This is a genomic window from uncultured Abyssibacter sp., from assembly GCF_964000955.1.
Lineage (GTDB): Bacteria > Pseudomonadota > Gammaproteobacteria > Nevskiales > OUC007 > Abyssibacter.
The window spans coordinates 1-4,762 of sequence record NZ_CAXFCL010000029.1 but is presented as its reverse complement, the minus strand read 5'-3'; the positions used below and the strand labels follow the sequence as shown (position 1 = coordinate 4,762).

Sequence of the window (4,762 nt, the reverse complement as noted above, 5' to 3'; positions counted from 1 at the left end):
CTATTTCCGCGACCTGTCAGCGCGCAAGGCGCAACGTGATGCGTTCGCCGCGCAGCTGGAGATCGCGATCGAACACCATCTGCCGGTGTTCCTGCATCAGCGGGAAGCGCACGCCGATTTCCTGCCGATGCTTTCGGAGTACCGGCGGTCGCTGGTGGACTGCGTCGTGCACTGTTTCACCGATACGGCGGCTGCGCTCGACGACTATCTGGCCCTGGACTGCCACATCGGCATCACCGGCTGGATCTGCGATGAGCGACGCGGACAACACTTGCTTCACTGTGTCGGCGACATCCCGCACGACCGCTTGATGATCGAGACCGACGCCCCCTACCTGCTACCGCGCACGATCCGCCCGAAACCGAAAACCCGTCGCAACGAACCCATGCATCTGGGCGAGATCGCCAACACCATCGCCACGGCAACCGGGCAGGAACCCGCGGCGGTTCAAGCGTCGACAACCGCCACGGCCAGACGTTTTTTCCGCCTGGCTGGCTAGCGCATCGACCGTAGCCGAATGGCGACCAGCGCCGCGACGGCCGCGGTGGGCAGAAATGCCGTGACCACCGGCGAGAGCCCATAGATCAGGCCGGTACTCGATGTCACCTCATTGATCAGATAGAAGCCGACGCCGAACAGCACGCCGACAAACAGGCGCTGACCGGCGCCACCCTGTCGCAGCGAACCGGTGACGAACGGCACCGCCACCAGCATCATCACGATCACCGTGATCGGCGTGGCCAGCTTGCGCCAGAACGCGAGAGCCGAGCCTTCGACATCCAGGCCGTTGCTCTCCAGATAGTCCATGTAGCGCCACAATCCCCAGGCGGACAGACTCTCCGACTCCAACACGAACAGGCGCAGCACGTCGGGGGTGAGATCGGGCGTCAGATCAGTCGGCCAGGGCTCCTGGTCGGCCGTCTCCACCTGGATTTCATCCTCCAGAAAACGTGTGCGCCGGACGCCGTTGAAGGTCCAGTGATCCTCGTCGTACTCCGCCGATTCGATCGCGATGGCCGCGTCCAGGCTGCCGTCCTCACCCAGTCGGAACAGCTCGACCTGGCGAATCTCCCGCTCGCTCAACAATTCGCCGATAAAGACGAAATGCCGGCCATCGCGCAGCCAGACACCGTCCTTGCTGCCCCTTGCGCTCTCGCCGTAGCGCGCCACGCTGCGAATCTCGTCCGCCAGCGGCGTGGTGACCGGTACCAGGAACTCGCCCAGCGCGAATGCCAGCATGCCGATCGCGACACCCGCCTTGGCCACGCCCCAGGCCAGGCGGGTCACGGAAATTCCCGCGGCCCGCATCGCGACGAGTTCGGAATTGGCCGCCAGCGCGCCCAGCCCCATCAAGGTGCCGAGCAGCGCGATCACCGGGAACATCACATACACCGTCTCCGGTATCTGCAACGCCACGTATTGCAGAATCGGGCCAATCCCGTACTGCCCGCGCCCCAGGTCCTCGAGTTCCGTCACGAAGGTGATGAACGTCGAGATCGCCAGCAGCGCGGCGCCGACGACCAGCGTCAGCGTGAAGACGGACTGGCGCAGATAGGCGTCGACGCGTTTCATGCGGCGCGCCGCCCCGGCATCCGCAGCCTGCCGTCCCGATAGAGATAGAGCCACACCACGGCGAGCGCCACCAGCATGTGCACCCACCACATGCCGAGCCAGGCCGGGATCAGGCCCTTGCCCACCCAGGCCTGCGCCACGCCCAGCACATTGACGTAACCGATGTAGGCGGCGATCCCGAGAATCAGCTTGGCGTAGCGACCCTGGCGTGGCGAAGTGTGGGCCAGCGGAACGGCCAGCAACGCGAGCAGCAGCACCGTGATCGGTGAGGAGGCCCGCCATTGCAACTCGGCGATATCCTCGGCCTGGGCGGAGGCCAGCAGATCCGTCGTCGCGGCGATCTTTCGCTTGCCGACCTCGTAGACGAAACTCGGGGCCGGGAACCGGAACCCGTTGTCGGCGAAGGACAGCACGCTGAATGCCGCCTCTCCGGGCTGCCCTTCGTAGCGGTAGCCATCACGCAGTGCCAGGGTACGATCCCCGGAATCCGCATCGATGGACTCCTGGCCCTGCTGGGCAATCAGCACACCCGCCCTCGCCTCGCCGAAGCTGCGCACGAAAATCTGCTCCATCGTCCCCTGCGCCGCATCCCGCCTCTCCACGTAGAACACGGCCGGGACGCCGGGAATGGTTCGGAACTGCCCCGGCTCGAACGCGGAAAACGCGATCTCCTGCTGCGCACGCTTGATCAAGTAATCGGCGGTACGCCCGGCCCAGGGAGACAGCGCAAAACTGAGAATCGCGGTCAATGCCGCCAGGGCGATGCCGAGCCGGATGAACGGTCGGTAAAGCGTGCCGAGACTGACACCGCAGGCAGCAATCGCGGCCATTTCGCTGTCGCGGTACAGACGCCCCAGCGCCAGCATCACGGCCAGCAGCAACGAGACCGGAATCAGGATCACCAGATATTGGACGCTGGAAAGCGCCACCACCTGCAAAAGCAGCGTTTCCGGCAACTCGCCGCTGGCCGCAAGACCCAGGAAGCGGGCAAAACGCGTGGAAAGCATGATCGCCAACAGCACCAGGGTCACCGCGACCCAGGTCAGACCGGCCTCGCGAAACAGATAGCGATCGAGAATCAGCGGACGCATTCAGCGGTCATCAAGAGTTGAGGTCGTTGTTCAGACTGGATCAGGTGATGAAAAAAAGCCGAACCAGCAGGGAAACACTGACTGATTCGCATCACCAAGACGGAGCCGGTGGTCGCGCAAGACAAGGCGGAGCGAGTGCCGCTTGGTCACTCCAAGAAAGCGAGCGACAACGCAGGATTGCGGGACCACCGGCCCGTTCCATGCGGATTGCGCCTGAAATTTGGCCACGCGGCGTTGCTCGTCGTTCATATGGATGGACCATACATCTCTCCTCGCGCCTTGCCTGGCCAAATTTCAGGAAACAACTTGGCGATGCGAATCAGTCAGTGTTTCCCTAGAATGAGGCGCAACGGCTGGAAAGCCGGAAAACGGTTAGTCCCGTCATCAGCTCGATGCCCGGAGGCTCGAAACGCTGATCCCGAAGCCGACGCTCCTTGGAGGGTCGGCTGCTGCATTTGTGTCAGTTTAATACCAAGGAGAAAGGACGACACATGGAATACTTTGTCAAGAGTGGCCATCCCGAGAAACAGCGTGTCGGCTGCGTTGTCGTCGGCGTGTTCGACCGCCGCAAGACCTCGATCCCCGCCGGTACGCTGGACCACGTGAGCGCGGGAGCCATCGGCAGTGTCATGCGTCGTGGCGACATGGACGGCAAGCTCGGCCAGACGCTGATGCTCCACAACCTGCCCAACATGTTCTGCGACCGCGTGCTGCTGGTCGGCATGGGCAAGGAGCGCGACCTGGACGACGCAAACTTTCGCGGCGCCTGCACGGCGGCGGCGAAGGCGCTGAAGAAGTGCGGCGCCAAGGACGCGGTGAGCTACCTGACCCACGCCAACGTCAAGGGCCGCTCGCATGGCTGGAAGGTCAAGCAGGCGGCACTGGTCACCGAAGCCGCGTTCTACAGCTTCACCGAATGCCGGGGCGAGGAAGCACGTGCTGGCATCGAGAGTCCGAAGATCGAGCGTCTCACCTTCGACGTCCCCCGCCGCAGCGACCTCGATGAAGGTGAGGTCGGACTGACCGAAGCACTGGGCATCGCCAAGGGTGTCACCACCGCACGCCGGCTGGGTGATCTGCCGGGCAACATCTGCACCCCGACTTTCCTGGCCGAACACGCGAAGCAGCTCGCCAAGGACTACGGCAAGATCAAGACGCGCGTGCTGGAAGAAGCCGAGATGGAAGAACTCGGCATGGGCGCCCTGCTCTCCGTCTCCCGGGGCAGCCGCCAGCCGGCCAAGCTGATCATCATGGAATACATGAACGGGCCGAAGAACCAGAAGCCCGTGATCTTCGTCGGCAAGGGTCTGACCTTCGACGCCGGCGGCATCAGCATCAAGCCCGGCCCGAAGATGGACGAGATGAAGTACGACATGTGCGGCGGCGCCTCGGTATTCGGCGCGATGCACGCGCTGGCCGAACTCGACCTGCCCATGAACGTGGTCGGCATCGTCCCCAGTTCCGAGAACCTGCCGGACGGCGACGCCAACAAGCCGGGCGACATCGTCACCAGCATGTCGGGCATCACCATCGAGATTCTGAACACCGACGCCGAGGGCCGGCTGATCCTCTGCGACGCACTCACCTACGCCGAGCGCAACTACGACGCCGACGTCATCGTCGACATGGCCACGCTGACCGGCGCCTGCGTCGTCGCGCTGGGTGCGCACGCGACCGGGCTGTTCTCCAACCAGTCCTCGCTCGCGCGGGCGCTGCTGGGCGCCGGCGAGTCGATTTACGACCGCGCCTGGGAAATGCCGCTGTGGGAGGACTACCAGAAGCAGCTCAAGAGCCCGTTCGCCGATGTCGCCAACATCGGCGGCCCGGGGGCTGGCGCGATCACCGCCGCCAGCTTCCTGCATCGCTTCATGCGCAAGCAGAAATGGGCGCATCTGGACATCGCCGGCACGGCCTGGACCAGCGGCGGCGCCACCAAGGGCTCCACGGGTCGACCGGTGGGACTGCTGGTGCAGTTTCTGCTCGATCGGCTGGAGAAGCAGAAGGCGGCCTGACCGGCTCGCAGACCCTTCGCGGTATCCAAAGGCCGGCAGCAATCGCTGCCGGCCTTTTTTGTCGCGGACGGTCGGCATGACGCGATG

4 protein-coding genes are annotated in these 4,762 nt (G+C 64.3%); 2 read left to right on the top strand and 2 right to left on the bottom strand.

Going from position 1 to position 4,762, the window contains the following annotated elements; translation table 11 throughout:
• On the top strand, positions 1–499 hold a 499-nt coding region (locus ABNS06_RS01220), incomplete at its 5' end, for a TatD family hydrolase (protein WP_348672132.1).
• Here the strand turns inward: ABNS06_RS01220 and lptG are convergent.
• Together lptG and lptF are read right to left on the bottom strand one after the other, a co-directional pair.
• On the bottom strand, positions 496–1,572 hold the full coding sequence (lptG, locus tag ABNS06_RS01215; RefSeq protein WP_348672130.1) for an LPS export ABC transporter permease LptG: 1,077 nt from the start codon (positions 1,570–1,572) through the stop codon (positions 496–498). The genes ABNS06_RS01220 and lptG overlap by 4 nt on opposite strands.
• Positions 1,569–2,663, bottom strand: a complete 1,095-nt coding sequence (gene lptF, locus ABNS06_RS01210) for an LPS export ABC transporter permease LptF (protein WP_348672128.1) — start codon at positions 2,661–2,663, stop codon at positions 1,569–1,571. The genes lptG and lptF overlap by 4 nt, the downstream gene beginning before the upstream one ends.
• 491 nt (positions 2,664–3,154) lie before the next feature.
• Here lptF and ABNS06_RS01205 point away from each other — a divergent pair, with 491 nt between their 5' ends.
• The gene (locus ABNS06_RS01205; RefSeq protein WP_348672127.1) at positions 3,155–4,675 is read left to right on the top strand and encodes a leucyl aminopeptidase; all 1,521 of its coding nucleotides are present in this window, start codon (positions 3,155–3,157) and stop codon (positions 4,673–4,675) included.
• Positions 4,676–4,762 lie beyond the last annotated feature (87 nt).